We start from the raw sequence: 21,306 nt of genomic DNA, 5'->3' as shown, positions 1-21,306 counted from the left end.
CGAGCCGATGGGCTCGTCGGCGAACCGGAGTGGTTCACCGGCGAGCCCATCGCGGCGGTCGTCAGCCTCGGCTATTCGATCGGGAAATCGAAATAAGTGTCGGGGTGCGGCTCGTCTTTCAGCGTGTAATGCCACCACTCGCTGTCGTACCGGCTGAACCCGGAATCCTCCATGATGGAGCAGAGGTGGGCACGGTTGCGCGTTTCTTCCGCCGTGATTCCCTCGGCCCCGTGGTGGGAGATCGGGTCCATCACATCGTGGTCACCGCCCATCAGGGCGAGTTCCCCGGTGTCCAGGTGGTAGATCGTCAGATCGACGGTGCTGCCCCGGCTGTGGCCCGACTTGCTGGCGACATAGCCCATTTCGAACATCTGAGGTCGATCGATGTTCGGGTAGTGCCGCGCCTTTTTCCGGCCGTCCTCCGGTTCCGCCGACCACCGCATGAAGTGGTCCACGGCGCGCTGGGGGCGATAACCGTCCCAGAGAAGCAGGCCGAACCCCAGGGATTCAGCCTTGTCCCGTGCTTTCTCCAGCGCGGTGCACAAAGCCTTCGTGCCGACGATGCGGTTGACGAGATAACCGTCCACCGGTTTGCCGACGAAGTTGTCCCAGGTGGCGTACTTGGCGTCCCAGCGGATTCCGGGAACCAGTTCGTCCACGAAGGCGAAGCCTTCGTTCACTGCAGCTTGCCCGTCAGGGTGAGGGACACGAGCCGGTCGATCACCTCGCCGAGCGGCAGGCCCGCCGCCGCCATCATGCGCGGGTACCGGCTGTAGGAGGTCAGGCCGGGGAGGGTGTTGACCTCGTTGAGGACCACCGTTCCGTCTTCCTTGAGGAAGAGGTCCACCCGAGCCAGCCCGCGGCAGCCGAGGGCGCGGTAGATCTTCTTCGCCGTCTCCTGGACGAGCGCGCGCTTGTCGTCCGGAATGTCGGCGGGCACGATGAACGAGGAGTTCTCGGAACCGGTTTCCGGCGTCGCTTCCTGGTGAATCCGGAAGAAGCCGTGGGACAGCGCGACCCGGTCGCACTCACCGGTCACCAGGTCGGGGTCGTTGCCCATGACGGCGCAGCCGATTTCGCTGCCGACGACGGCCGCCTCGATGAGCACCTTCGTGTCGTACTCGCGCGCGGTTTCCAGCGCGGCGGCGAGCTCTTCTTCGCCGGACACCTTGGTGACACCGAAAGACGAACCGGAACGGGCCGGCTTCACGAAGACCGGGTAGCTGAACTGGCTGGTGTCGACGTCGTCGTCGGTGTTGACGATCCAGAAGTCCGGTGTGGCGATGCCCGCGCCGCGGGTGACGACGTAGGCGAGGGCCTTGTCCATGCACACCGCGGAGCTCTGGACGTCGCAGCCCACGTAGGGGACGCCGGAGAGCTCGAACAGGCCCTGGATCGCGCCGTCTTCGCCGAGCTTGCCGTGCAGGACGGGAATCACCACGTCCAGGCTGATGGTCTCGTACCCGCCGTCGCCCAGGACGAGCAGCCCGTGGACGCTCCGGTCCGGCGACAGGATGGCCGGACGGCTGTTGGCGCCGTCTTCCCAGTTCCCCTCGGGACCGTCGCAGAGCACCCAGGCACCGCTCTGCGTGATCCCGACCCAGTACGTCTCGTACTTCTCGGCGTCGAGGCTCTTCGCGACCTCGCGAGCGGACTTGACGGAGATGGGGTGCTCCTCGGACGTGCCGCCGAAGAGGACTGCGATTTTCAGCCTATCCATGCTGGTTCCTGCCTTCGAATTTCATGCAATTCGCGATGGAATTTTCGACGGTGTCGCTCAGAGCGTGGTCGGTGTAGTAGGCGGTGTGCGGGCTGACGATCACGTTCGGCAGTTCCTGGAGCAGCAGCAGCAATTTGTTCTTGATGGGCTTGTCCCGGTGGTCGGCGTAGAAGATCCCTTCTTCGCCTTCGAGGACGTCCAGCGCCGCGCCGCCCAGCCTGCCGCTTTCCAAGGCCGGAACGAGCGCCTCGGTGTCGATGAGGGGCCCGCGTCCGGTGTTGATCACGAACGCGCCCTGCTTCATCTGCTCGATACGCTCCCGGTTGAGCAGGTGGTGCGTATCGGGAGTGAGTGGGGTGTGGAGTGTGACGATGTCGCTCGACCGCACCAGTTCCTCGAGGGAAACGTATTCGGCGGCGGCGACAGGACGCGTGTCGTAGGCCAGTATCCGGCAGCCGAAACCCTGGAGCCGGTCCATGACCGCCGCGCCGATGCGTCCCGTTCCGACGACCCCGACGGTCAGGTCGCGCAGTTCTTTCCCGCGGACGTCGTTCAACCGGTAGTCGTGAACGCCCGCGCGCGAGATGATGGTCTTCGCGTTGCGCATCAGCATCAGCATCTGCATCAGCGTGAAATCAGCCACACTGTCGGGTGAGTAGGCGACGTTTTCCACGGTGATGCCGATGCTCTCCGCGTATTTCACATCGATGTGGTTGTACCCGATGCTTCGCGTGGAGATGTACCTCACGCCGGTTTCGGCGAGCGCCAGAAGAGCAGGGTTCGTGACCCGGGTTTTATGACCGATGCTGATGCACAGGTTTCCGGCGGCCAGTTCGACATTGGCTTCGGATACCGGTGCTTCGGCGATGGTCGGTATTACGTCGTAGCGAGGCGCCAGCTCACGGAACAAAGCCGCCTCGTCCTGACCGCATCCATAGATCGTAATTCCCGTCGGGGGAACGGCCGAGGAGGATGACGACGCCAGCGATCGGGCGCGGCTGTCCGCTGGTCGTGCCGGTTCGCTGTAGGTCATGCCCGGCAGTATAGGCAGCGCGGTGATGTCGGCCCGTATGCGGGTTTCGATACGCCGGACACCACGTTACCGGCCGGTAACGGCGAGTACGCGAGCCGTGATCGTGAAGGAAAGAGCCCCAGCTCTGTGCATCATGCCCGCCGGACGGCCGGGCCACAACCCGGCTTCGCCCGCCGCGGAATCCCCGGCTCCCCGCGGCTCGCGGCCGGTACACGGGATGCATGACGGCCTACGACGCGATCGCCGACTGGTACGAGACGACGTTCCTCACCAGGCAGCGTGACGACCCCCTGGCCATCGGGCCCACCCTGCGGGAGCTCCTCGGCCCCGGTTACCGCGAGCCCGGCTGGACGACGGCGTCGTGGACCGACCGGGGGCTGCGGCGTGGCGCGCGAGAAAAACCGCGTGCGGTTGTCGAATCCGGCCGCTCCCGGATGACGTCCTGGCAGAAGCCGGACCACACGCAGGGAGATAGTCATGACGAAGGAATTCGAGGTCGGGTTCGAGGGTACGCTGGCCGCCACGCCGGAGGCCTGCTGGCGGGCGGTCACCGTCGACGCCGGGAGCTGGTCCTGGCCCATCTCGTACGAACCGCGGGTCGGAGGCAAGGAGACCGGGCTGACCTTCCACGGCGGCGAGGTCACCGTCTGGCAGCCGGGTGCGCACTTCGCGACCCGCTGTGAAGAGGGCGACTGGTTCAACCAGCTCGACTACACCTTCGAACGCCGCGGTGACGCCACGCACCTGAAGTTCACCCACCGCGGCGTCTTCCTGGAGGACTGGGACACCAACTACGCCGCCTGCCGGCAGCACACCGCGTTCTACTACCACTCCCTCGGCGAGTACCTGACCCACTTCGCCGGCCGCAGCGCCGCCTACGCGATGACCGAAGCGCCGGAGTCGTCCGCGTCGGCCGGCGGGTTCACCAAGCTGAAGGAAGCGCTCGGCGTGCCGAAGAACACCCAGGTCGGAGACCGGGTGACCATCCGGGGCGTCGAAGGCGTCGTCGACTACGCCACTGCGAACTTCCTCGGCGTCCGGACCGAGGACGCGCTCTACCGGTTCTACGGCCGCAACGCCTTCGGCTGGCGCATCGGCGTCGGACGGCACCACTTCGCCGAGATCGACGCCGAGGCCGAGGAGCTCGGCTGGCGGACGTGGCTGGCCGAGGTCTTCGCCTAGAGCCCGCTGGTTCTGGGGCCAGCTGAACTCGCCGCCGCCATCTGGCACAACCGCGCCACCGGCCAGTTACGCAACATTTGTCCAGGCCGCGGCGCGCTCGGCGAGCGGGCGGCGACGAGGCGGGCGACCGCCTGGTCGTCGTCGTGAGCGGCGCCGGCACCTCGACGAGGACCTGGGTCAAGCCGGTCCACACCGCGGAGTCCGCCGTGGGTGCGGCCAGCTAGGCGCTGAGCTGCCGGGCCCGGTGGTCGGCGACGTGGACGCGGGACGCGCAGCGCGTCGAGCAGAACCGCCGGCGGCCGTTGCGCGAAGTGTCGACGTACGCGGTTTCGCAGCCTTCGCGGGCGCAGATGCCGAGGCGGTCCGGGGCCTCGCAGACGAGGTGGGCGAGGCCGCCCGCGGTGTAGGCGCGGACCCGGCCGACCGGCCCGGCGTCTTCGGCCGAGTAGTGCAGGTGGGGTGGCTTGCCGTCGTGGGTGGTGATGTACGGACGGCACGCCGCTTCCGCCAGCAGCTCGTTGACCAGCGCGGGCCGCTCGCCGACGCCGGCGGTGAACACCGGGCGCAGCCGGCCAGCCCAGTCGCCGATCCGCGCCGCCTCCTCGTCGGTGAGGGCCGCGATCACCATGCCGTTGCGGACCATCCCGTGGAGAAGCTCGCTCGCCGACCCCGCGTTCACCAGGTCGGCGGCCACGAGTGCGGCCGGGCCGCCGTAAGGGTTGAAGTGCACTGAGCCATTACAGCACGATCGTGGCATGGACCGGAACCCCGCCGCACTCGAGAACTCCGCCGCACTCGAGAACACAGCCGCACTCGGGAATCACTGCCCCCGCTGCGGCTGGCCGCTCGCCGAACTGCCGGCGTCCGCGGCCCGGCCCGTCTCCCGCCGGCTCGACTACGTGCGCTGCGTCTGCGGCAGCTGGCTCGCCCGCCTCGACGGCGAAGTCGTCGGCGCCACCCGCGCGCGGCCGGTCTTGTGACTCAGAGATCGAGCACGCCGGCCGCGTTGTCGTTCCACTGGTCGACCCGGCGGATGTACTCGTAGAGGGCACGGCTGCCGCGCACCCAGCGGCCCTGGTCGGCGATCGCGAGGTCGTCGGCGCCGGCCCGGCGCGCCTCGGTGGCGAACCCGGACCGCAGGGAGTGCCCGGTCACCGGGTACGGCAGGCCCGCGCGGACGCCGGCCCGGGTGAGGATCTGGTTGACGCCGGTCGTGCTGAGCGCGGGCACGCCGACGTTGCCGTGCCGATCGACCCGGCGGAACGCGGGCCCCTCGGTGATCCCGGCCCCGGAGCGCCACGCGTGCCACGCCCGCACCGGGTCGGTGTCGGGGCTGTCGCGCCGGGGGACGACCATGTCACCGGTGCTCTTGCCCTGCCGCACAGTCACCGCCAGGCCCCGGTCGTCCACCGGCTCGACGTCGGTGACCAGCAAGTTCGCCAGATCCGAGCAGCGTGCGGCGATCGGGAACCCGATGAGCAGCATCGCCCGGTCGCGCGCGCCGGCGAGCGTGTCCGGACAGGCTCGGGACATCGCCCGCAGATCGGCGAGGGTGACCATGGTGGCCTTGCCGCGGCCACGCTGGATCCCCTCCCGGGCCAGCCGCTGCCGGTACCCCTTCAACGCCCGCCAGGCGGCGCGGCCGGCTTCGGGATCGACGACGACCTTGTGGTGCCGCAACCCGGCGAGCGCCCCGGTCAGCCGCCGTTCGATCGTCGACGGCGCGGCCGGGGCGGCCCGTTCGGGCACTTCGGGCACGGCGCGTTCGTCCGGACGCAGGGTGCGCCCCCGCTCGAGCCACACGACGAACCCGGTCAGCGCGCCGATCGACGCCGACAGCGGCGGGATCCCGGTTTCGGCGGTGTAGTCCTGCCATACCTGCCAGTCCTGGGCGTAGGCCTTGAGCGTGTTCGGCGGCCGTTGCCCGTCGACGTGCCGGGCTGCGGCCTCGTCGAGCAGGGCGAGCCGCTCCTGCGGGCTCGCGGCCGCCAGGGCGGCGTCGGTCACCGGTTCGAGCTCGGGCACGCGCCGAAGGGTACGGGATGTCGATCTCCGCGGGCCGGAAGCCGGCCAGGGCGTCGGCCACCGGGCCGCTCCGGCGTCTGGATGTGCGGCGCGCCGGGAACGACTCGAACTTCGCGCCGCTCCCGGTGCGGCCGTCCGCGTACACCCGGCGGCCTTCGGCGAGGCGTCGAGGACCCCTCCTAGTTTTTGAGGCGCCATCTGCGGCTTCCGGGTGTCCTGGGTTTGGATATGTGACCTTATCCAAACCCAGAGCAGCCACTGGAAATCTTCTGATTTCGAACAGATGAATCTAGTTATGATCAGAAGCTTTGATAGGGTGCCGATCATGACGGAAGACGCTGGTCAGATCCGGGTTTGCGAGTACCGGAGGTGCGGGGCGCCGCTGCCGCCCGCGGTGGGCCGGGGCAGCCGGGCCCGGTTCTGCCAGGACGGGAAGACCTGGGGCCGGCGGAACCTCAGCTGCCGGGACGCCGAGGCCGTCCTGGCGGACGCCGAATCGCTGCGGGAGAGCGACACCGAGCTCGACGACACGGCCGTCACAGCTCTGGCCGGTCAGGTGGACCGGGTGCTCGAACCGGCGCGCGGGCTCGTCGAGACACTCACGACACTGCGCCACCAGCTCGAGGCGACGACCGCGGCCGCGCTCGGGGAGCGAGATGCGGCGCTGGCCGAGGCCGACGAGCACCGCCGTCAGCGTGGCCTGGCCGAAGCCGACGCGGCCCGGGCCCGGGAGATCGCCGACGAAGCCGCCGAAGCCGCGGGGATCGCCGAGAAGGAGAAGGCCGCGGCGATCCGGGAGCGGGACGCCGAGCGCGCCGCCCGGCGAGCGGCCGCGCAGGAGCAGCAACGCGCGGAAGGCCGGCTGGCCGCGGTCCGCGACGAGCTGGCCCGGGTCGGCGAGCGGGCCGAGGCCGCGGCGGCGCTGGCCGGCGAGCGGGCCGCGGTGGTGGCCACCCTGACCGCCGAACTCGCGGCCGTCCGCGCCGCTCTCGACGAAGAACGCGGGCGCGGTTTGGCTGCCGTGGCCCGGGCCGAAGCGGCTGAGGCTCGGGCCGATTCGGCCACCGGACGTCTCGACGAGGCCCGCGAAGGACTCGCCAAGGCGACCGCGGCTCACGAGGGCGCGCTCGAGCGGGCCCGGGCGGACACCGAGCGGCTGCGCGCCGCCTTCGACCAGCGGCTGGCCGAGTTGCAGGCGGCGCACGAACAGACCGTCCGGTCGATGCACGAGACCACCACGGGCCTCGGTGCCGAACTTCGCGCCTGCACGGCCCGGGCCGACGCCGCCGAACGGGCGGCGACCAGGGTGATCGACGTCCTGCGGGACATTCCCGAGATCACGCTGCCCGACGACGTCGCCGCAATGCTTAAGTAACTACTTGACTGTTGTCGCCGTTCGCGGCTGACTTAAGTACATGCTTAACCATGAGGAGTCGCTGGACCTGGTGTTCCGCGCCTTGGGTGACCGGACACGGAGGGCGCTGGTGGAGCGGCTCGTGCGCGGTCCACACCCGCCCGGTGCGCGAAGAAGGGGAGGTTCGTTCCAAGCTGGATAAGAGATCATGCGCGGGCCGCTCAGCCCGGCTTTCCCGGTGACCGCGCGAAGGACGCGGAGGGTCAGGCCGTGCGGTAGTGGTGGGGGCTGACGCCGAACTCGCGCTTGAAGGCCGTGCTGAGGGCGAAGGCGCTGCCGTAGCCGACCTGGTGGGCGATCGAGCCGATCGTGGCGTCGGGGTGCTGGCGCAGCAGGTCCGCGGCGAGCGCGAGGCGCCACCCGGTGAGGTAGGCCATCGGGGGTTCGCCGACCGCGGCCGCGAACCGGCGGGCCAGTGCGGCGCGGGAGACGCCGGTGTCGGCCGCGAGCTTGGCGACCGTCCACGGCTCGGCGGGCTGGTGCTGCAGCAGCCGCAGGGCGTGGCCGACGACCGGGTCGTCGTGGGCGCGGTACCAGGCGGGGGCGCCGCTGTCCGGGCGGTCGAACCAGGTCCGCAGGGCGGCGATCAGCAGCAGGTCCAGCAGCCGGTCGAGGACGGCTTCCTGCCCCGGCACGTCCTTGCCGATCTCGGTGGCGAGCAGCCCGGCGAGCGGGGTGGGCCACTCGGCCGCGGGCAGGACGATCAACGCAGGCAGGGCGGCGAGGAGCCGCTTGCTCAGCTCGCCTTCCATGCCGTAGGTGCCGGTGAGCAGCACGACCGGGCCGTCGGTGCCGTGGCCCCAGGTGCGGACGCCGACGTGGGCGAACGCGGTGAGGTGGCCGCCGTCGGGGGTGCGGCACTCCTGGCCGGGCAGGATGAGTGCTTGCGGCGGGGTCGAGGGCTGGTCGGCGACCAGGTACGGATCGGGGCCGCGCGCGATCGCGATGTCTCCTTCGCTCATCAGGACGCCTTCGCCGGCGTCGGGCACGATCCACGCTTCGCCGCGCACCACCGAGACGACCGTGAGGGGCGCCCGGTCCTCGATGCGCAGCGACCACGGCGGGGTCAGCACCGACCGGAGCAGGAACGCACCGTGCGCGCGGGGGCCGTCGAGCAGGGCGGCAAGCGGATCCATGTGGCCGACTGTAGACGCTGAAACATGCGATCGCGGCTTTGAGCTATGGAGAGTCTCGACGGGACGCGCTTGACTCAGGGCCATGACAACGACAAGGGGGAAACCGATGTCGACGGTGGTTCTGGTGGCCGCAGTGGTCGCGGCGGGGTTGATCGCCGGGTTGTTCTACGCCTACGCCTGCTCGGTGATGCCGGGACTGGCGCGCGGCGACGACAAGACGTTCGTCGAGGGGATGCGCGGGATCAACGTCGCGATCATCAACCCGGTGTTCATGCTGACGTTCCTGGGCGCGCCGCTGCTGGCGGGCGTGGCGGTGTTCCTGAACCCGGGGCCGCGGCCGTGGGTGATCGCGGGGTTCGCGTTCCTGGTGGCGATGGTGGTGATCACCGGGGCGGTGAACATCCCGCTGAACAACGCGCTGGACAAGGGCGGCGACGACTACGCGGCCGTGCGTGCGCAGTTCGAGACGGTGTGGGTGCGCTGGAACGTCCTGCGCGCGCTGGTCAGCACGGCGGGCTTCGGCTGCCTGGTGGCCGCCCTGCTGACCAGGCGCGGCTGAGAGCCCTATGTCAAGCGGCCTGTTGGTGGAGGGTGTTGAGTTGGCCGTGTAGGTCGGGGTTGTAGGGCTGGTGGTCGTGCCAGCAGCGCCAGAGGATCCTGGTCCAGGCTTGGGCCAGGATCCGTGCTGCGTGGGGGTGTCGGCAGCCGCGGTGGCGGGCTCGGTAGTAGGTGTAGTGGGCCCAGGCGTTGGCGCGTGGGGTGTCTTGTGCCCAGTCGATGAGGGCGGCGCGGAGCTGTTTGTTGCAGCCGCGGCGGTAGGTGACGGTGCGGTGTTTGCCGGATTGGCGGGTCGAGGGCGCGACCCCGGCGGCGGCGGCCAGTGCTTGCGGGTCGGGGAACCGGGCGCGGCAGTCACCGATCTCGGCGAGCAGGGTCGCAGCGCGGACGGTGCCGGCCCGGGGCAAGGACTGGAAGATCGGTCCGTCGGGGTGGGCCAGCAGCGCTTCTTTGATGCGCGTCTCAAGATCGGCTTGCCGGCTGCGGAGGCGGCTGAGCAGGTCGACCAGGGTGCCCACGATGACCTCGCCCACCTCGGCTGCGGGCCCGGTGGTGCGTCCGGTGACGGCGTCGCGCAGGTGGGCGGTCAACTCGGCAGCGCTGTGGCGGCCGCTGTAGCTGTTGGCTTTGAGCCAGTGCGCCATTCTCGAGGGGGACAGCCAGGCCGCCTTGGCTTCGGAGGGGAAGCGGCGCAGGAATGTCAGGCTGATCGGCAGGTCGAGCTGGCTGAACAGGCCGATAGCCCCGGGAAAGTGGTGCTGCAGCACGGCCAGCAGCTGGTTGTGCACCGCGATCCGGTGGTTGATCAGGTCATGGCGCGCGCGGACCAGCATCCGCAGCGCGACGGTGTCCTCGCCGTCGGGGTGCACGATGGCCCAGCGGCCGGCGTCGGTGCGCAGGGCATCGGCCAGGACGAAGGCGTCGAACCGGTCGTCCTTGTTGCCGGCGCTGCCGTAACGGGCCCGCAGTGAGCCGACCTGCCGGGCCGAGATGACCACGACCTCGAAGCCGTCTCGGAGCAGGTGCTCGACCACGGGTCCGTCCCCGCGCTCGATCCCGACCCGGACAACGCCATGCCGGGACAACAGTGCGGTGATCTTGCCCAGGCCGGCTCGGGAGTGGGCGAGCGTGGCTTGCTCGATCCGGTGCCCGGTGGCATCGACGATGCAGACGGCGTGGTGGTGCCAGGACCAGTCGATTCCGGCGAACGCGGGCGTAGCCTCCATGGTGTGCTCCTTTCCGTCAGCCCACGGAAATCAAGCACTCCGGTCCGGGACGTGACGGTCGGTCGCTCACTGAGGCGCTCCAGGCCGGCAAGCCTTGGCGCAAAGCCCTATGGCCGATCTGCACGTCCCGGGCCACCAGGCCCCGCAACTCTCAGCCAGGTCATCCCCACAGGGCGACTCGGTCAGCCCGGCAGTGACCCGGCAGACCCGGGGTGCAGACAGACGCATACGCCTGTCCACCCCCAACGTCCACCAGTGAGGGTCAGCCTGCGACGCGGAAGAGCAGGTCGGTGACCCACTGCGTGGGGTCCGGCACCTCGAGGGGGTTGGTGCGCAGCACTTCCAGGCGGCAGCCCCACTCCTCGCCGTCCGGGCCGTCGGTGCGGTCCCACGTGATGCCTTCGGCGGCGCCCCACGCGAGGACCGTCCCGGTCGCCGCGACCAGGCCGTCGGGCGCGCCGACGTAGGTGTCGAGGACGTACTTCCCCGCCGGGAGCTCGTCGAGGAAGACCGGCTCCTCGGGGGCGAATTCGCCCTCGATGGGGACGCCGGCTTCGACGGTGAACCGCATTCCGGGGTGCAGCACGCGGTAGCGGAAGAACGGTGCTCCCGCCAGGGCGATGCCCTGGGCGGTGAGGGTGCCGATGAGGGGTGGCAGCCGGTCGGCGATCCGCGGGAAGTCCGGAATGCCGAGGGTGGCGCGCTCGGCGACGTAGCGCTGGGCGGGGCGTTCGACGATGGCGGGCATCAGGCGAAGTCCTCGGGGCCGAGCATCGGGCGGACCTCGATGCTGCCGTAGGTCGCGGCGGGGTGGCGGGCCGCGAGTTCGAGGGCTTCGTCGAGGTCGGCGCAGTCGAGGATGACGAAGCCGCCGATCTGTTCCTTGGCTTCGGTGAACGGCCCGTCGGTGAGCAGGACTTCGCCGTCGCGCACGCGGATCGTCGTCGCCTCGGTCGGCGGGCGGAGACCGCCGCCGCCGCGGATCTTGCCGCGGCGTTCCAGGTCTTCGCTCCAGCCGCCGCAGCCGTCGTCGCGGTGGTCCGCGGCGGTTTCGTCGCCGCAGATCATCAGCAGGTACTGCATGGTCAGCGTCCTTCCGGTCGGGGTTCATCCTGCCGACGAGCGGGATCGCCCGCGACCGACACGACCTCCGAGATTCTTCGCGTGAGGTAGGTGCGCTCGGCGTCGGTGCCGGCGAGGTCGCGGGCGTGGGCGTACCAGTGCGCGGCTTCGGCGTGACGGCCGAGGCGGCGGAGGAAGTCGGCACGCGTGGCCGGCAGCAGGTGGTAGCCCTCGAGCGGCAGTTCGTCGAGCAGGGCGAGCCCGGCTTCGGGGCCGTCGGCCATGCCGACCGCGATGGCCCGGTTGAGTTCGACGACCGCGCTGGGGACGAACTTGCGCAGCTCGTCGTAGAGGCCGGCGATCTGGGGCCAGTCGGTGTCGCCTGGACGGGCGGCGGTGGCGTGGCAGGCGGCGATGGCGGCCTGGATCTGGTACGGCCCCGGCCGGCGGCGCCGCAGGGCGGTCTCGAGGATCCGGGTGCCTTCGGCGATTTCGCCCGCGTCCCAGCGGGTGCGGTCCTGTTCTTCGAGCGGGACGAGGACGCCGCCGGCGTCGACGCGGGTGGCCCGGCGGGCGTGCTGGAGCAGCACCAGGGCGAGCAGGCCGAGAACCTCGGGTTCGTCGGGCATCAGCTGGGCGAGGACGCGGGTGAGGCGGACGGCTTCGGCGGCGAGGTCGGGGCGGAGCAGGTCCGGTCCGGTGCTGGCGGAGTAGCCCTCGTTGAACGTCAGGTACAGCACGCCGAGCACGGCGGCGGTGCGTTCGGGCAGCAGGTGCGCGGGGGGCACGCGGTAGGGGATGCGGGCGTGGCGGATCTTGCGTTTCACCCGCACGAGCCGCTGGGACATGGTGGCTTCGGGGACGAGGAAGGCGCGGGCGATCTCGGCGGTGGACAGCCCGGCGAGGGTGCGCAGGGCGAGCGCGACCTGGGCTTCGGTGGCCAGCGCGGGGTGGCAGCAGGTGAAGATGAGCCGCAGCCGGTCGTCGGTGACGCCGCTGTCATCGGGTTCGGGTTCGTCGGGTTCGGGCACGAGGGTGGCCTCCCGGAGCTTGGCGGCGCCGAGGGATTCGCGGCGGATCCGGTCGGTGGCGCGGTTGCGGGCGGTGGTGGTGAGCCAGGCGCCGGGCCGTTGCGGGACACCGTCGCGGGGCCAGGTGCGCAGGGCGAGGGCGAAGGCTTCCTGGGCGCACTCCTCGGCGAGGTCCCAGTCGCCGGTGATCCGGATGAGCGTGGCCACGACCTGGCCCCACTCCTCGCGGAACGCTTCGGCGACCGCGGTCTCGACGTCTGCCACCACTCCTCCTCCCGGCCGGTTCACCCACCCGACGAACGGCCGGAGGCCGAACCGACAGCCGCCGCGTGACACGCGCCGAAGCCTTCGGCGCGGGCGACGATCCGGCCGCCTTCGACGCGGACGGCGGTTTCGGTGGCGTCGCTGACCGCGGTGACGCCGGCGGCCGCGGCGAGTTCGCCCCCGGCGTCGCAGATGATCCGCAGCCGTGGCCGTACGGGTGGGGCGATCGCCTGGTCGAGGCAGCTGCGCAGGTCGGCGACGGCGAGCCGGGTCAGCGGGGCGAGTTCGCCGGGGTCGCTGGTGACGAGCACGGCGGTGACGTCCGCGCCGGCGCGGACGGCTTCCTCGAACGCCGACGCGCGGTGCAGGCCGAGGACGGTGACGACGCCGTCGCCGGGACGCACGGTCTCGCCGGTCAGCAGGTCGGTCGCCGCCGGTGGGTGCCACGGGTCGCCGGCGGGCCGGGCCTGGGTGGTGATCGGGGGTTCGGCCGGCCAGCCGTCGCTCAGGCCGAGGTCCAGGAGCGCGGCGCACGCGGTGACGACGTGGAACGGCTCGCCGAAGCCGGGCGCGGCGGCGGCGAGCTGGCTCGCGCCGTGCAGCGTGGTGAGGGCGGCTTCGGCGACCCGGACGAGGCGCCGTCCCGGGCGGAGGCGTTCGAGGGCGAGCCCGAGCAGGATCGCCTCGACCCGCATGAGCTGCGAGAAGGGGAGGCGGGTGTGCTCGTCGGCGAGGATTTCCGGGAGCAGGTCGCGGGCGAGGCGGGCGTCGTCGCTGTCGCTGTCGGTGGCGAGGGGGAGCCGGGCGACCCAGGCGCGGGCGAACGCGGCCAGGACGTCGGCGGCACTCGGGTCCGGCGGCGGGGTGGCGTGCCGGGGGGCGCGTTCGGCGAGGTCGGCCAGGACGGCGAAGTACAGGGCCCGTTTGCCGGGGAAGTTGGAGTAGACCGCGCCGCGGGTGAGCTCGGCGCGTTCGGCGATGACGTCGACCTTGGCCTCGCGGAAGCCGCGGCGGGCGAACTCGTCCCGGGCCGCGGCGAGCACCTTCGCGCGGTTGCGTTCCTGGGTCTGCGCCCTGCTGAGCCTGACCATCGTCCTCCTTGCCCCGGCGTCGCGGATCAAGATACCGTGACCACTGAGATGATAAGAACATCTGATTTGAACATCTGGAGTGGTGGATGACCCCCGAGATCGACCTGACCGACATGAAGGTGCTCACCGACCCGTTCACCGCCTACGACCAGGCGCGGGAAGTCAGCGCGGTGGCCAAGCTGGTCATCCCCGGTTTCGGCCCGTTCTGGGCCGTGACCCGCTACGCGGAAGCGCGCGCGATGCTGACCGATCCCCGGTTCGAGGTGAACTCCGGCAGCTTCCTGCGCCCGCCCGGCATCCCGGAGCACTGCCTGGCGTACCTGGAGACGATGTCCGAGAAGGATGGGCCGGAGCACCTGCGGCTGCGGCGGCTGGTCGCCCCGGCGTTCACGCCGAAGCGGGCCGCCCAGCTGCGGCCCCGGCTGGAGGCGATCACCGGCGAGCTGCTCGACGAGCTGCCCCAGCACGCCGAAGACGGCGTCGTCGACCTGGTACCGCACTTCGCGCGGCCGCTGCCGATCGACGTCATCTGCGAGCTGGTCGGCATTCCCGGGACCGACCGGCCGCGCTGGCGCGAGTACGGCGCTGCCGTCGCGAGCGGGATGGGCCCAGACTTCGCCGGGGCGATCCCGGCGATCATCGAGGGCGCCAAGGAGGCGGTGGCGCGCAGCCGGGCCGAGCCGGGTGACGACCTCGTCGGCGACCTGGTGCGGGCCCAGGCCGAGGACGGTGACCGGCTCACCGACACCGAGCTGGTCACCCTGGTCTGGCACCTGGTCCTGGGCGGGCAGACGCCGGTGAACCTCATTGCCAACGCCGTCGAAGTGCTGCTGCGGCACCCGGACCAGCTGGACCTGCTGCGCGCGGACGCCGGGTTGTGGCCGGGTGCGGTCGAGGAGCTGATGCGCTGGTGCAGCCCGCAGCTGCTGACCACGCCGCGGTTCGCGCGCGAGGACGTCGAGATCGACGGGGAGCTCATCCGGAAGGGCGAGCGGGTGACGGCGGCGATGGTGGCCGCCGACCGCGACCCGCGGGCGTTCGCCGGCCCGGACCGCTTCGACGTCACCCGCTCCGGGCCGCCGCAGCTGGGGTTCTCGCACGGGCCGCACTTCTGCCTGGGTGCTTCGATTTCGCGGGTGCAGACCGAGGTGGCGTTGTCGTCGCTCTTCGCGCGCTTCCCGGACCTGGCGCTCGCCGAGGACGTCCCCCGGGCCCCCGACGGCGGGACCTGGCGTCCGGCGCGGTTACTGCTGACGCTCTGACACGAGCACTTCGATCCCGCCGAGGACGCGGGCGAGGCCGAAGCGGAAGGCGTAGGCCGGGTTCTCGGCGGCGTTGTGGGCCTCACCGGCAGCTTGGCCGACCCGCGAGGAGATCGGGTAGTGCGCCGCGTCGGCGGCCGGGATGCCGGCCAGGACCGGCGCGGCGCGCTCCCACCACTGGGCGTCGGTCATGCCGCTGGAGCGGACGAGGCGGGCGTTGTCGAGCGAGCTGCGCGCGGTGGCCCGGACCAGGCCGGTGACGACACTGACCACGGCGTCCATCTCGACGTCGCCGAGGCCGATGCCCTCGACCGCCCGCAGCTCACGCTCGTACTTGGCGAAGCTGTTCGGGCCCAGCGCCGAGCGGCTGGTGGTGACCTGCAGCAGCCAGGGGTGGCGGTGGAACAGCGCCCACTGGGCTTCGGCGATCGCAGTCAGCGCGGCGCGCCATCCGAGCCCTTCCCCGGGCTCCGGCAGCTCGCCGTGAGCGTGGTCGATCATCAGGTCGAGCAGCTCGGCGCGGCCGGGCACGTAGGTGTAGAGCGACATGGGGGAGACGCCGAGCTGCTCGGCGACGCGGCGGATGGTGACGGCTTCGATGTCGTCGGCGTCGGCCACGGTGACGGCCGCCCGCACGACGTCGGCCGTGGTCAGCTTGGGTTTCGGGCCGCGGCGCGGGGGTGCCGAGACGCCCCAGAGCAGCTCGATCGCCCGCCGGGGGTCGCCGTCGCCGTTCTCCTGCGTGCTCACGCCGGCCATTCTGCCCACCTGTTTTCCGTACAACGTACAGAGTTGTGCTAACCTCTTCTCCGTACACAGTACAGAGTTTGGGGGCAGGATGACTCCGCAGATCCACGCCGAGGGGCTTCGCAAGCGCTACGGCGACGCTTTCGCCCTCGACGGGTTCGATCTCTCCGTCCCGGCCGGCATGCTGTGCGGCCTGCTGGGACCCAACGGCGCGGGCAAGACGACGGCCGTGCGCGTGCTGTCCACGCTGCTGCGCCACGACGGCGGCGTCGCGCGGGTGGCCGGGTTCGACGTGGCGGCCCAGCCGGCGAAGGTTCGCTCGGCGATCGGGCTGGTCGGCCAGCAGGCCGCCGTCGACGAAATCCTGTCGGGGCGGCAGAACCTGATCCTCTTCGGGCGGCTGCACCACCTGGGCCGCCGGGAGGCGGTGCGCCGCGCCGACGACCTGCTGGAACGCTTCGGCCTGGCGGACACCGGCTCGAAGCCGGTTTCGGCGTACTCCGGCGGGATGCGGCGACGGCTGGACCTGGCCGCCTCACTGCTGGCCGCGCCGCGGGTGCTGTTCCTCGACGAGCCGACGACCGGGCTGGACCCGCGCAGCCGCACCGAGGTCTGGCGGGCGGTGCGGTCCCTGGTCGCGGACGGGACGACGGTGCTGCTCACGACGCAGTACCTGGAGGAGGCCGATCGGCTGGCCGACCGGATCTCGCTGGTGGAGCACGGCCGGGTGATCGCCGAAGGCACCCCGGCCGAGCTGAAGGGTTCCCTGAACGCGACCCGGATCGAGCTGGTGCTGACCGATCCGGACACCCTCGGCGCGGCGGCGGCACTGCTCGCCCGGGTCACCGGAGCGGCGCCGGCCACCGAGGAACTGAAGGTGAGCGCACCGGCCGAGCCATCGATGCTGACCGACCTCGTCCGCGAGCTGGCGGCGACCGAACTGGCGGTCGCCGACGTGGCCCTGCGGCACCCGACGCTGGACGAAGTCTTCCTGGAGCTGACCGGAAAGGTGGCGCGATGAGGTGGACGATCGAAGACGGCTGGACGATGGCACAGCGTTATCTGGCGCAGCTGGCGCGGCGGCCGGCCCGGCTGGCCACCGTGGTGGCGTTCCCGATCCTGATGGTGCTGATCTTCGCCTACCTGCTCGGCGGCGGGATGAGCGTGCCCGGCGGCGGTTCCTACCGCGAGTTCCTGATGCCGGGGATGTTCGCGATGACGATGGCGTTCGGGTTGTCGGGGACGATGATCGCGGTGCTGGACGACGCGGCCAAGGGCGTCACCGACCGGTTCCGGTCGCTGCCGATGGCGCCGTCGGCGGTGCTGACCGGGCGGGTGGCCGCGGACCTGGCGAACGCGGTGCTCGCCTTGGCGGTGCTGGTGGGCTGCGGCTACGCGGTCGGCTGGCGCCCGCACGGCAGCCTCGGCGAAACCCTCGCCGCGCTGGGGTTGCTGCTCCTGCTGCGGACGGCGCTGGTGTGGGCCGGGATCTCCCTGGGCCTGCTGACCTCGGACCCGTCGATGGTGACGCTCGCGCAGACGCTGGAGTTCCCGTTCGGGTTCCTCTCGAGCGCGTTCGTGGCGACCGCGACGATGCCGGCCTGGCTGGGAACCGTGGCGGAGTGGAACCCGTTGTCCTCCACGGTGACCGCGGCGCGGGTGCTGTTCGGCAACCCCGGAGCCGCCGGGGACTCCTGGGTGAGCACGCACCCGGTGCTCATGGCGGTGCTCTGGCCGCTGGTGCTGCTCGCGGTGTTCGTGCCGTTGTCCGTGCGCCGATACGGGAGGCTGGGGAACTGAACGTCCACTTCGAACCGGGCGAACCACCGCGGGCGGGACGCCTGCGCGTCGACGGCCGCGATCTCTCCATTGTGGACGGTCTGCCGGAGCTGCTGGGCGGCGCCGACGCGTTCTGGGCGACCGCGGCGAAGGCCGCGCTGCGGCTGGTGGCGGCGGGACGGCTGCTGCCGGGGGTCACCGAGGCCGGGCACGACGCCTGGCGCGTCGGTCCCCTCGAACCGGCCGAAGCCGCGTGGCTGCGGGACCTCGCCGCGGCGATGCCCCCGGACGGCCGTGCGCCGGGCCCGCTGCTGCGGGCGTTCCTCGACGCCGTCGCCGACACGCTGCCGCGCACGCCTGCCGCGGCGAAGGCGGCCGGGACGCGGTTGTTCGCCGCGGTGGCGCCGCAGCGCGCGGATTCCCTGCGTGACTGGGCGGACGAGCTGGCCGCCGGCCTGGACTCGGGCATCCGGGTGTCGCTGCGGGTGGAAGCGCCGGAGGGGTTCGCGGCAGGCCGCTTCCACGCCGTGGTGCAGGTGCACAGCCTCGCCGAGCCGGGCCAGGTCGCCGACGCGGCGCAACTGTGGGAGACCGGGCGGTTCGGGCCGCGGGCCCGCATCGACGTCGTGCTGGCCTTGCGCCGGGCCGCGCAGGTGTGGCCGGCGCTGGGCCCGCTGCTGACCTCGGCGGTGCCGGACGAACTGGCGCTCGGCGAGGACGACGTGACCGAGCTGGTCGCCACCGCGGCGCCGCGGCTGGCGGCGGCCGGGATCGACGTGCACTGGCCGGCCGAGCTGGCGGGGTCGCTGACCGCCCGTGCCGTCGTCCGGGCCGGGGACACCCCGGGTGACCTGCCGTCGTTCTTCGGCGGCGGGCGGGCCTTGGCGTTCGACTGGCAGCTCGCCCTCGGCGGTGAGGTGCTGACCGAGGCGGAGCTGGACGCGCTCGCCGAGGCCCGCCGTCCGGTGGTGCGGCTGCGGGACCGGTGGGTCCTGGTCGATCCGGCGCTGGCGGCGAAGGCCAGGGAGCGGACGCTGAAGCCGCTGACCCCGGTCGACGCACTCGGCGCGGTGCTGTCGGGAACCACGGAAGTCGACGGAGAGCCCGTCGAGGTGGTCACCGACGGCTGGCTGGCGCGGCTGCGGGAACGGCTGGCCGAGCCGCCGGAACCGCAGGCGCCCCCGGCCGGGCTGGCCGCGACGTTGCGGGACTACCAGCTGCGCGGGCTGCAGTGGCTGGCCACGGTCACCGGGCTCGGGCTCGGCGGCTGCCTCGCCGACGACATGGGGCTGGGCAAGACGGTCACGCTGATCGCGCTGCACCTGCACCGGGCTTCGGGTGCGACCCTGGTGGTGTGCCCGGCGTCGCTGCTGGGCAACTGGGAACGCGAGATCCGCCGCTTCGCCCCCGGCGTGCCGGTGCGGCGCTTCCACGGCAGCGCCCGCTCGCTCGAGCACCTCGACGGGTTCGTCCTGACCACCTACGGCACGTTGCGCACGGATCCCGCGCCGCTGGCGGGGGTGCGCTGGGGGTTGCTGGTCGCCGACGAGGCCCAGCACGTGAAGAATCACCGCTCGGGCACGGCGAAGGCGTTGCGGCTGGTGCCCGCGGCGGCGCGGGTGGCGCTGACCGGCACGCCAGTCGAGAACACGCTGTCGGAGCTGTGGGCGATCCTCGACTGGACGGCACCGGGCCTGCTGGGGTCGCTGAGCGAGTTCCGGGCGCGCTGGGCGAAGCCGATCGAGGCCGGGGACGCGGGCGCGGCGGAACGGCTGGCCAGGTTGCTGCGGCCGTTCCTGCTGCGGCGCCGCAAGTCCGATCCCGGGATCGCGCCGGAGCTGCCGGCGAAGACCGAGACCGACCGGCCGGTGGGCTTGAGCGCGGACCAGGTCGCGCTGTACGAGGCGGTCGTGCGGGAGATGATGGCCGAGATCGCCGCGAGCGACGGCATGGCCCGGCGTGGCCGGATCGTCAAGCTGCTCACCGCGCTGAAGCAGATCTGCAACCACCCGGCTCAGTACCTCAAAGAGCCCGGCGGCCGCTCGGGCAAGCTGGAGCTGCTCGACGAGCTGCTGGACACGATCCTCGCCGAGGGCGGCGCGGTGCTGGTCTTCACCCAGTACGTCGCCATGGCGCGGCTGCTGGAGAAACACCTGGCCGCCCGCGGGATCGCGACGCAGCTGCTGCACGGCGGCACGCCGGTGGCCCGCCGCGAAGAACTCGTCACCCGGTTCCAGGACGGCGAGGTGCCGGTGTTCCTGCTGTCGCTCAAGGCGGCCGGGACCGGGCTGAACCTCACGCGCGCCGACCACGTCGTGCACTTCGACCGCTGGTGGAACCCGGCGGTGGAGGACCAGGCGACCGACCGGGCGTACCGGATCGGGCAGACGCGGCCGGTGCAGGTGCACCGGCTCGTCGCCGAGGGCACGGTCGAGGACCGGATCGCGGCGATGCTGCGGGAGAAACGGGCGCTGGCCGACGCGGTCCTGGCCGGCGGCGAAGCGGCCCTGACGGAACTGTCCGACACGGAGCTGGCGGAGCTCGTGGAACTGAGGAGCCGCGGATGAGTGACGACCGGGTACGCGGCTTCCCCGCGTTCGGGGCCGCCGGCGCGCGGGGACGCTTCGCGAAGTCGTGGTGGGGCCGGGCGTGGCTGAGCGCGATGGAGGACACCGCGCTCGACCTGCGGCAGCTCAAGCAGGGCCGCCGGTACGCCGCGGCCGGGCTGGTCGGGCCGATCACGGTCAGCCCGGGCCGGATCGCGGCGGTGGTCGACGACGTCGACGGCGGCCCGTACCGGACCGAGCTGCGGCTGGCTGAGCTGTCCGACGCCGAGTGGACGCGGTTCCTGGACCGGGTCGCTTCACGGGCCGGGCACCTGGCGGCACTGCTGGACCGGGACATGCCGCACGACCTGGTCGAAGCGGCCGACGACACCGGCGTCCACCTGCTGCCCGGGATCGGCGACCTCGATCCGGAGTGCGACTGCCCGGGCTGGGAGCTGCCGTGCCGCCACGCGGCCGCGCTGTCCTTCCAGGCGTCGTGGCTGCTGGACGTCGACCCGTTCGTGCTGTTGCTGATGCGGGGCAAGGGCGAACGCGAGATCCGCGAGGCCCTGGAAAGCCGCACCGCACCGCGGACGGACCCCCTCGACGTGGCCCGCACGCCGGGAGAGCTGCCGGATCTGGCCGGGTTCGAGCCCGCGGGCGTGCCGTCGATTCCCGCCGCGCCCGGCGTGCCCGCGGAGACTTTCGCCCTGCTGGCCGCGAACGCCGCGGGGCGGGCGAAGGCGCTGCTCTCGGGGGAGCCGTGGCCGGGACGGCGATCCGACTCCGTCCGCCTGGCCGCGGAATTCCCCGCGGTGGCCGGCCGCCTCGGGGAGGGCGCGGACTTCGCGCGGGCGGTCGCGGCCTGGACCTACGGCGGACGCGCGGGCCTGGAGGTCCTCGACACGCCGTGGACCCCGCCGAAAGCGGCACTGGCCGCCGCGCGGGCGGCACTCGCCGACGTCACGGACGCCGAACCGGTGTTCGACCGCAACCACTGCACGGTCGGCGAGGTGCAGCTGCGGCTGGACCGCGGGGGCCGCTGGCACCCCTACCGGTCCGGCGGGGACTCGTGGTGGCCGTCGGGCCCGCCGGAAACCGATCCGGGCCTGCTGCTGGGCTGAAATCCGCCGGTATTCCCGGTATCCCGTGCGCTCCCCGCTGTCTCCTGTTCCCTGACGGCGGGTTCCGCCGGGCCACTGGGGGTGCGGGCGCGCGGGGTCCCTCCGC

General features: G+C 71.9%; 21 protein-coding genes. 9 read left to right on the top strand and 12 right to left on the bottom strand.

Translation table 11 applies throughout. The annotated features are described in order from the left end of the window. Nucleotides 1-71: 71 nt before the first annotated feature. From vanX to vanH, 3 genes are read right to left on the bottom strand one after another with little or no spacing between them, the layout of a single operon-like run. Nucleotides 72-680, bottom strand: coding sequence for a D-Ala-D-Ala dipeptidase VanX (vanX, locus tag CF165_RS09445; protein WP_093947044.1), 609 nt, complete (start codon nucleotides 678-680; stop codon nucleotides 72-74). After that, nucleotides 677-1,720 (bottom strand): D-alanine--(R)-lactate ligase, encoded by a 1,044-nt coding sequence (vanA, locus tag CF165_RS09440; protein ID WP_093947043.1) that lies wholly within the window; start codon nucleotides 1,718-1,720, stop codon nucleotides 677-679. Before vanA ends, vanX begins: the two co-directional genes overlap by 4 nt. Continuing rightward, nucleotides 1,713-2,753, bottom strand: a complete 1,041-nt coding sequence (gene vanH / locus CF165_RS09435) for a D-lactate dehydrogenase VanH (RefSeq protein ID WP_093947042.1) — start codon at nucleotides 2,751-2,753, stop codon at nucleotides 1,713-1,715. The genes vanA and vanH overlap by 8 nt, the downstream gene beginning before the upstream one ends. A gap of 477 nt (nucleotides 2,754-3,230) precedes the next feature. On the opposite strand from vanH, the gene CF165_RS09430 reads away from it, so the two are divergent. Beyond that, on the top strand, nucleotides 3,231-3,935 hold the full coding sequence (locus tag CF165_RS09430; protein ID WP_093947041.1) for an SRPBCC family protein: 705 nt from the start codon (nucleotides 3,231-3,233) through the stop codon (nucleotides 3,933-3,935). A 220-nt stretch (nucleotides 3,936-4,155) separates the two neighbouring features. Here CF165_RS09430 and CF165_RS09425 read toward each other — a convergent pair whose 3' ends face one another. After that, nucleotides 4,156-4,665, bottom strand: a complete 510-nt coding sequence (locus CF165_RS09425) for a CGNR zinc finger domain-containing protein (protein WP_093947040.1) — start codon at nucleotides 4,663-4,665, stop codon at nucleotides 4,156-4,158. Nucleotides 4,666-4,690: 25 nt separating this feature from the next. Between CF165_RS09425 and CF165_RS09420 the strand changes: the two genes are divergently transcribed. Further along, nucleotides 4,691-4,915, top strand: a complete 225-nt coding sequence (locus tag CF165_RS09420; protein ID WP_093947039.1) for a hypothetical protein — start codon at nucleotides 4,691-4,693, stop codon at nucleotides 4,913-4,915. Between the two features lies 1 nt (nucleotide 4,916). Here CF165_RS09420 and CF165_RS09415 read toward each other — a convergent pair whose 3' ends face one another. Then, nucleotides 4,917-5,960 (bottom strand): tyrosine-type recombinase/integrase, encoded by a 1,044-nt coding sequence (locus CF165_RS09415; RefSeq protein WP_093947038.1) that lies wholly within the window; start codon nucleotides 5,958-5,960, stop codon nucleotides 4,917-4,919. 325 nt (nucleotides 5,961-6,285) lie between these two features. Between CF165_RS09415 and CF165_RS09410 the strand changes: the two genes are divergently transcribed. Then, nucleotides 6,286-7,335: a hypothetical protein gene (locus CF165_RS09410; RefSeq protein WP_240521513.1), complete on the top strand. Its 1,050-nt coding sequence runs from the start codon at nucleotides 6,286-6,288 to the stop codon at nucleotides 7,333-7,335. A gap of 242 nt (nucleotides 7,336-7,577) precedes the next feature. Here the strand turns inward: CF165_RS09410 and CF165_RS09400 are convergent, their stop codons facing one another. Continuing rightward, nucleotides 7,578-8,510: an AraC family transcriptional regulator gene (locus tag CF165_RS09400; protein ID WP_093947037.1), complete on the bottom strand. Its 933-nt coding sequence runs from the start codon at nucleotides 8,508-8,510 to the stop codon at nucleotides 7,578-7,580. A 106-nt stretch (nucleotides 8,511-8,616) separates the two neighbouring features. On the opposite strand from CF165_RS09400, the gene CF165_RS09395 reads away from it, so the two are divergent. Next, entirely contained in the window at nucleotides 8,617-9,069 is a 453-nt protein-coding gene (locus CF165_RS09395; protein ID WP_093947036.1) for an anthrone oxygenase family protein, read from the top strand. A 10-nt stretch (nucleotides 9,070-9,079) separates the two neighbouring features. Here the strand turns inward: CF165_RS09395 and CF165_RS09390 are convergent, their stop codons facing one another. From CF165_RS09390 to CF165_RS09370, 5 genes are all read right to left on the bottom strand, one after another. Next, a complete protein-coding gene (locus tag CF165_RS09390; protein ID WP_093947035.1) occupies nucleotides 9,080-10,294 on the bottom strand; it encodes an IS110 family RNA-guided transposase in 1,215 nt (404 codons plus the stop codon). 262 nt (nucleotides 10,295-10,556) lie between these two features. Beyond that, complete coding sequence (locus CF165_RS09385) at nucleotides 10,557-11,042, bottom strand: GyrI-like domain-containing protein (RefSeq protein ID WP_093947034.1); 486 nt, start codon at nucleotides 11,040-11,042, stop codon at nucleotides 10,557-10,559. Continuing rightward, complete coding sequence (locus tag CF165_RS09380) at nucleotides 11,042-11,377, bottom strand: YciI family protein (RefSeq protein ID WP_093947033.1); 336 nt, start codon at nucleotides 11,375-11,377, stop codon at nucleotides 11,042-11,044. Before CF165_RS09380 ends, CF165_RS09385 begins: the two co-directional genes overlap by 1 nt. Before the next feature lie 2 nt (nucleotides 11,378-11,379). Continuing rightward, complete coding sequence (locus CF165_RS09375) at nucleotides 11,380-12,651, bottom strand: RNA polymerase sigma factor (protein WP_439098494.1); 1,272 nt, start codon at nucleotides 12,649-12,651, stop codon at nucleotides 11,380-11,382. A gap of 20 nt (nucleotides 12,652-12,671) precedes the next feature. Then, nucleotides 12,672-13,742 carry a TetR/AcrR family transcriptional regulator gene (locus CF165_RS09370; RefSeq protein WP_093947031.1) on the bottom strand — a complete coding sequence of 357 codons (1,071 nt, stop codon included), beginning with the start codon at nucleotides 13,740-13,742 and terminating at the stop codon, nucleotides 12,672-12,674. A gap of 86 nt (nucleotides 13,743-13,828) precedes the next feature. Here CF165_RS09370 and CF165_RS09365 point away from each other — a divergent pair, with 86 nt between their 5' ends. After that, nucleotides 13,829-15,004, top strand: coding sequence for a cytochrome P450 family protein (locus CF165_RS09365; RefSeq protein ID WP_093947030.1), 1,176 nt, complete (start codon nucleotides 13,829-13,831; stop codon nucleotides 15,002-15,004). Here CF165_RS09365 and CF165_RS09360 read toward each other — a convergent pair. Further along, complete coding sequence (locus CF165_RS09360) at nucleotides 14,987-15,763, bottom strand: TetR/AcrR family transcriptional regulator (protein WP_093947029.1); 777 nt, start codon at nucleotides 15,761-15,763, stop codon at nucleotides 14,987-14,989. The genes CF165_RS09365 and CF165_RS09360 overlap by 18 nt on opposite strands. 79 nt (nucleotides 15,764-15,842) lie before the next feature. Here CF165_RS09360 and CF165_RS09355 point away from each other — a divergent pair, with 79 nt between their 5' ends. The 4 genes from CF165_RS09355 (at nucleotide 15,843) to CF165_RS09340 (ending at nucleotide 21,200) form a co-directional block, all read left to right on the top strand. Further along, a complete protein-coding gene (locus CF165_RS09355; protein WP_093947028.1) occupies nucleotides 15,843-16,772 on the top strand; it encodes an ATP-binding cassette domain-containing protein in 930 nt (309 codons plus the stop codon). Further along, nucleotides 16,769-17,551 carry an ABC transporter permease gene (locus tag CF165_RS09350; RefSeq protein ID WP_093947027.1) on the top strand — a complete coding sequence of 261 codons (783 nt, stop codon included), beginning with the start codon at nucleotides 16,769-16,771 and terminating at the stop codon, nucleotides 17,549-17,551. Before CF165_RS09355 ends, CF165_RS09350 begins: the two co-directional genes overlap by 4 nt. A 71-nt stretch (nucleotides 17,552-17,622) precedes the next feature. Further along, on the top strand, nucleotides 17,623-20,097 hold the full coding sequence (locus tag CF165_RS09345) for an SCO1167/SCO6262 family helicase (RefSeq protein WP_205660800.1): 2,475 nt from the start codon (nucleotides 17,623-17,625) through the stop codon (nucleotides 20,095-20,097). Beyond that, nucleotides 20,094-21,200, top strand: coding sequence for an SWIM zinc finger family protein (locus CF165_RS09340; RefSeq protein ID WP_093947026.1), 1,107 nt, complete (start codon nucleotides 20,094-20,096; stop codon nucleotides 21,198-21,200). Before CF165_RS09345 ends, CF165_RS09340 begins: the two co-directional genes overlap by 4 nt. Nucleotides 21,201-21,306: the final 106 nt, after the last annotated feature.

Origin of the sequence: Amycolatopsis vastitatis (genome assembly GCF_002234595.1) — a bacterium.
GTDB classification, from domain to species: domain Bacteria; phylum Actinomycetota; class Actinomycetes; order Mycobacteriales; family Pseudonocardiaceae; genus Amycolatopsis; species Amycolatopsis vastitatis.
Note: the sequence above shows the minus strand (reverse complement) of the source record. Positions and strands in the feature narration are given on the sequence as shown.

Excerpts from the sequence above, each read along its gene's own strand:
- vanA (WP_093947043.1), bottom strand. The coding sequence starts at position 1,720 with ATGGATAGGCTGAAAATCGCAGTCCTCTTCGGCGGCACGTCCGAGGAG.
- vanH (WP_093947042.1), bottom strand. The coding sequence starts at position 2,753 with ATGACCTACAGCGAACCGGCACGACCAGCGGACAGCCGCGCCCGATCG.
- CF165_RS09430 (WP_093947041.1), top strand. The coding sequence starts at position 3,231 with ATGACGAAGGAATTCGAGGTCGGGTTCGAGGGTACGCTGGCCGCCACG.
- CF165_RS09420 (WP_093947039.1), top strand. The coding sequence starts at position 4,691 with ATGGACCGGAACCCCGCCGCACTCGAGAACTCCGCCGCACTCGAGAAC.
- CF165_RS09410 (WP_240521513.1), top strand. The coding sequence starts at position 6,286 with ATGACGGAAGACGCTGGTCAGATCCGGGTTTGCGAGTACCGGAGGTGC.
- CF165_RS09400 (WP_093947037.1), bottom strand. The coding sequence starts at position 8,510 with ATGGATCCGCTTGCCGCCCTGCTCGACGGCCCCCGCGCGCACGGTGCG.
- CF165_RS09395 (WP_093947036.1), top strand. The coding sequence starts at position 8,617 with ATGTCGACGGTGGTTCTGGTGGCCGCAGTGGTCGCGGCGGGGTTGATC.
- CF165_RS09390 (WP_093947035.1), bottom strand. The coding sequence starts at position 10,294 with ATGGAGGCTACGCCCGCGTTCGCCGGAATCGACTGGTCCTGGCACCAC.
- CF165_RS09385 (WP_093947034.1), bottom strand. The coding sequence starts at position 11,042 with ATGCCCGCCATCGTCGAACGCCCCGCCCAGCGCTACGTCGCCGAGCGC.
- CF165_RS09380 (WP_093947033.1), bottom strand. The coding sequence starts at position 11,377 with ATGCAGTACCTGCTGATGATCTGCGGCGACGAAACCGCCGCGGACCAC.
- CF165_RS09370 (WP_093947031.1), bottom strand. The coding sequence starts at position 13,742 with ATGGTCAGGCTCAGCAGGGCGCAGACCCAGGAACGCAACCGCGCGAAG.
- CF165_RS09365 (WP_093947030.1), top strand. The coding sequence starts at position 13,829 with ATGACCCCCGAGATCGACCTGACCGACATGAAGGTGCTCACCGACCCG.
- CF165_RS09360 (WP_093947029.1), bottom strand. The coding sequence starts at position 15,763 with ATGGCCGGCGTGAGCACGCAGGAGAACGGCGACGGCGACCCCCGGCGG.
- CF165_RS09355 (WP_093947028.1), top strand. The coding sequence starts at position 15,843 with ATGACTCCGCAGATCCACGCCGAGGGGCTTCGCAAGCGCTACGGCGAC.
- CF165_RS09350 (WP_093947027.1), top strand. The coding sequence starts at position 16,769 with ATGAGGTGGACGATCGAAGACGGCTGGACGATGGCACAGCGTTATCTG.
- CF165_RS09340 (WP_093947026.1), top strand. The coding sequence starts at position 20,094 with ATGAGTGACGACCGGGTACGCGGCTTCCCCGCGTTCGGGGCCGCCGGC.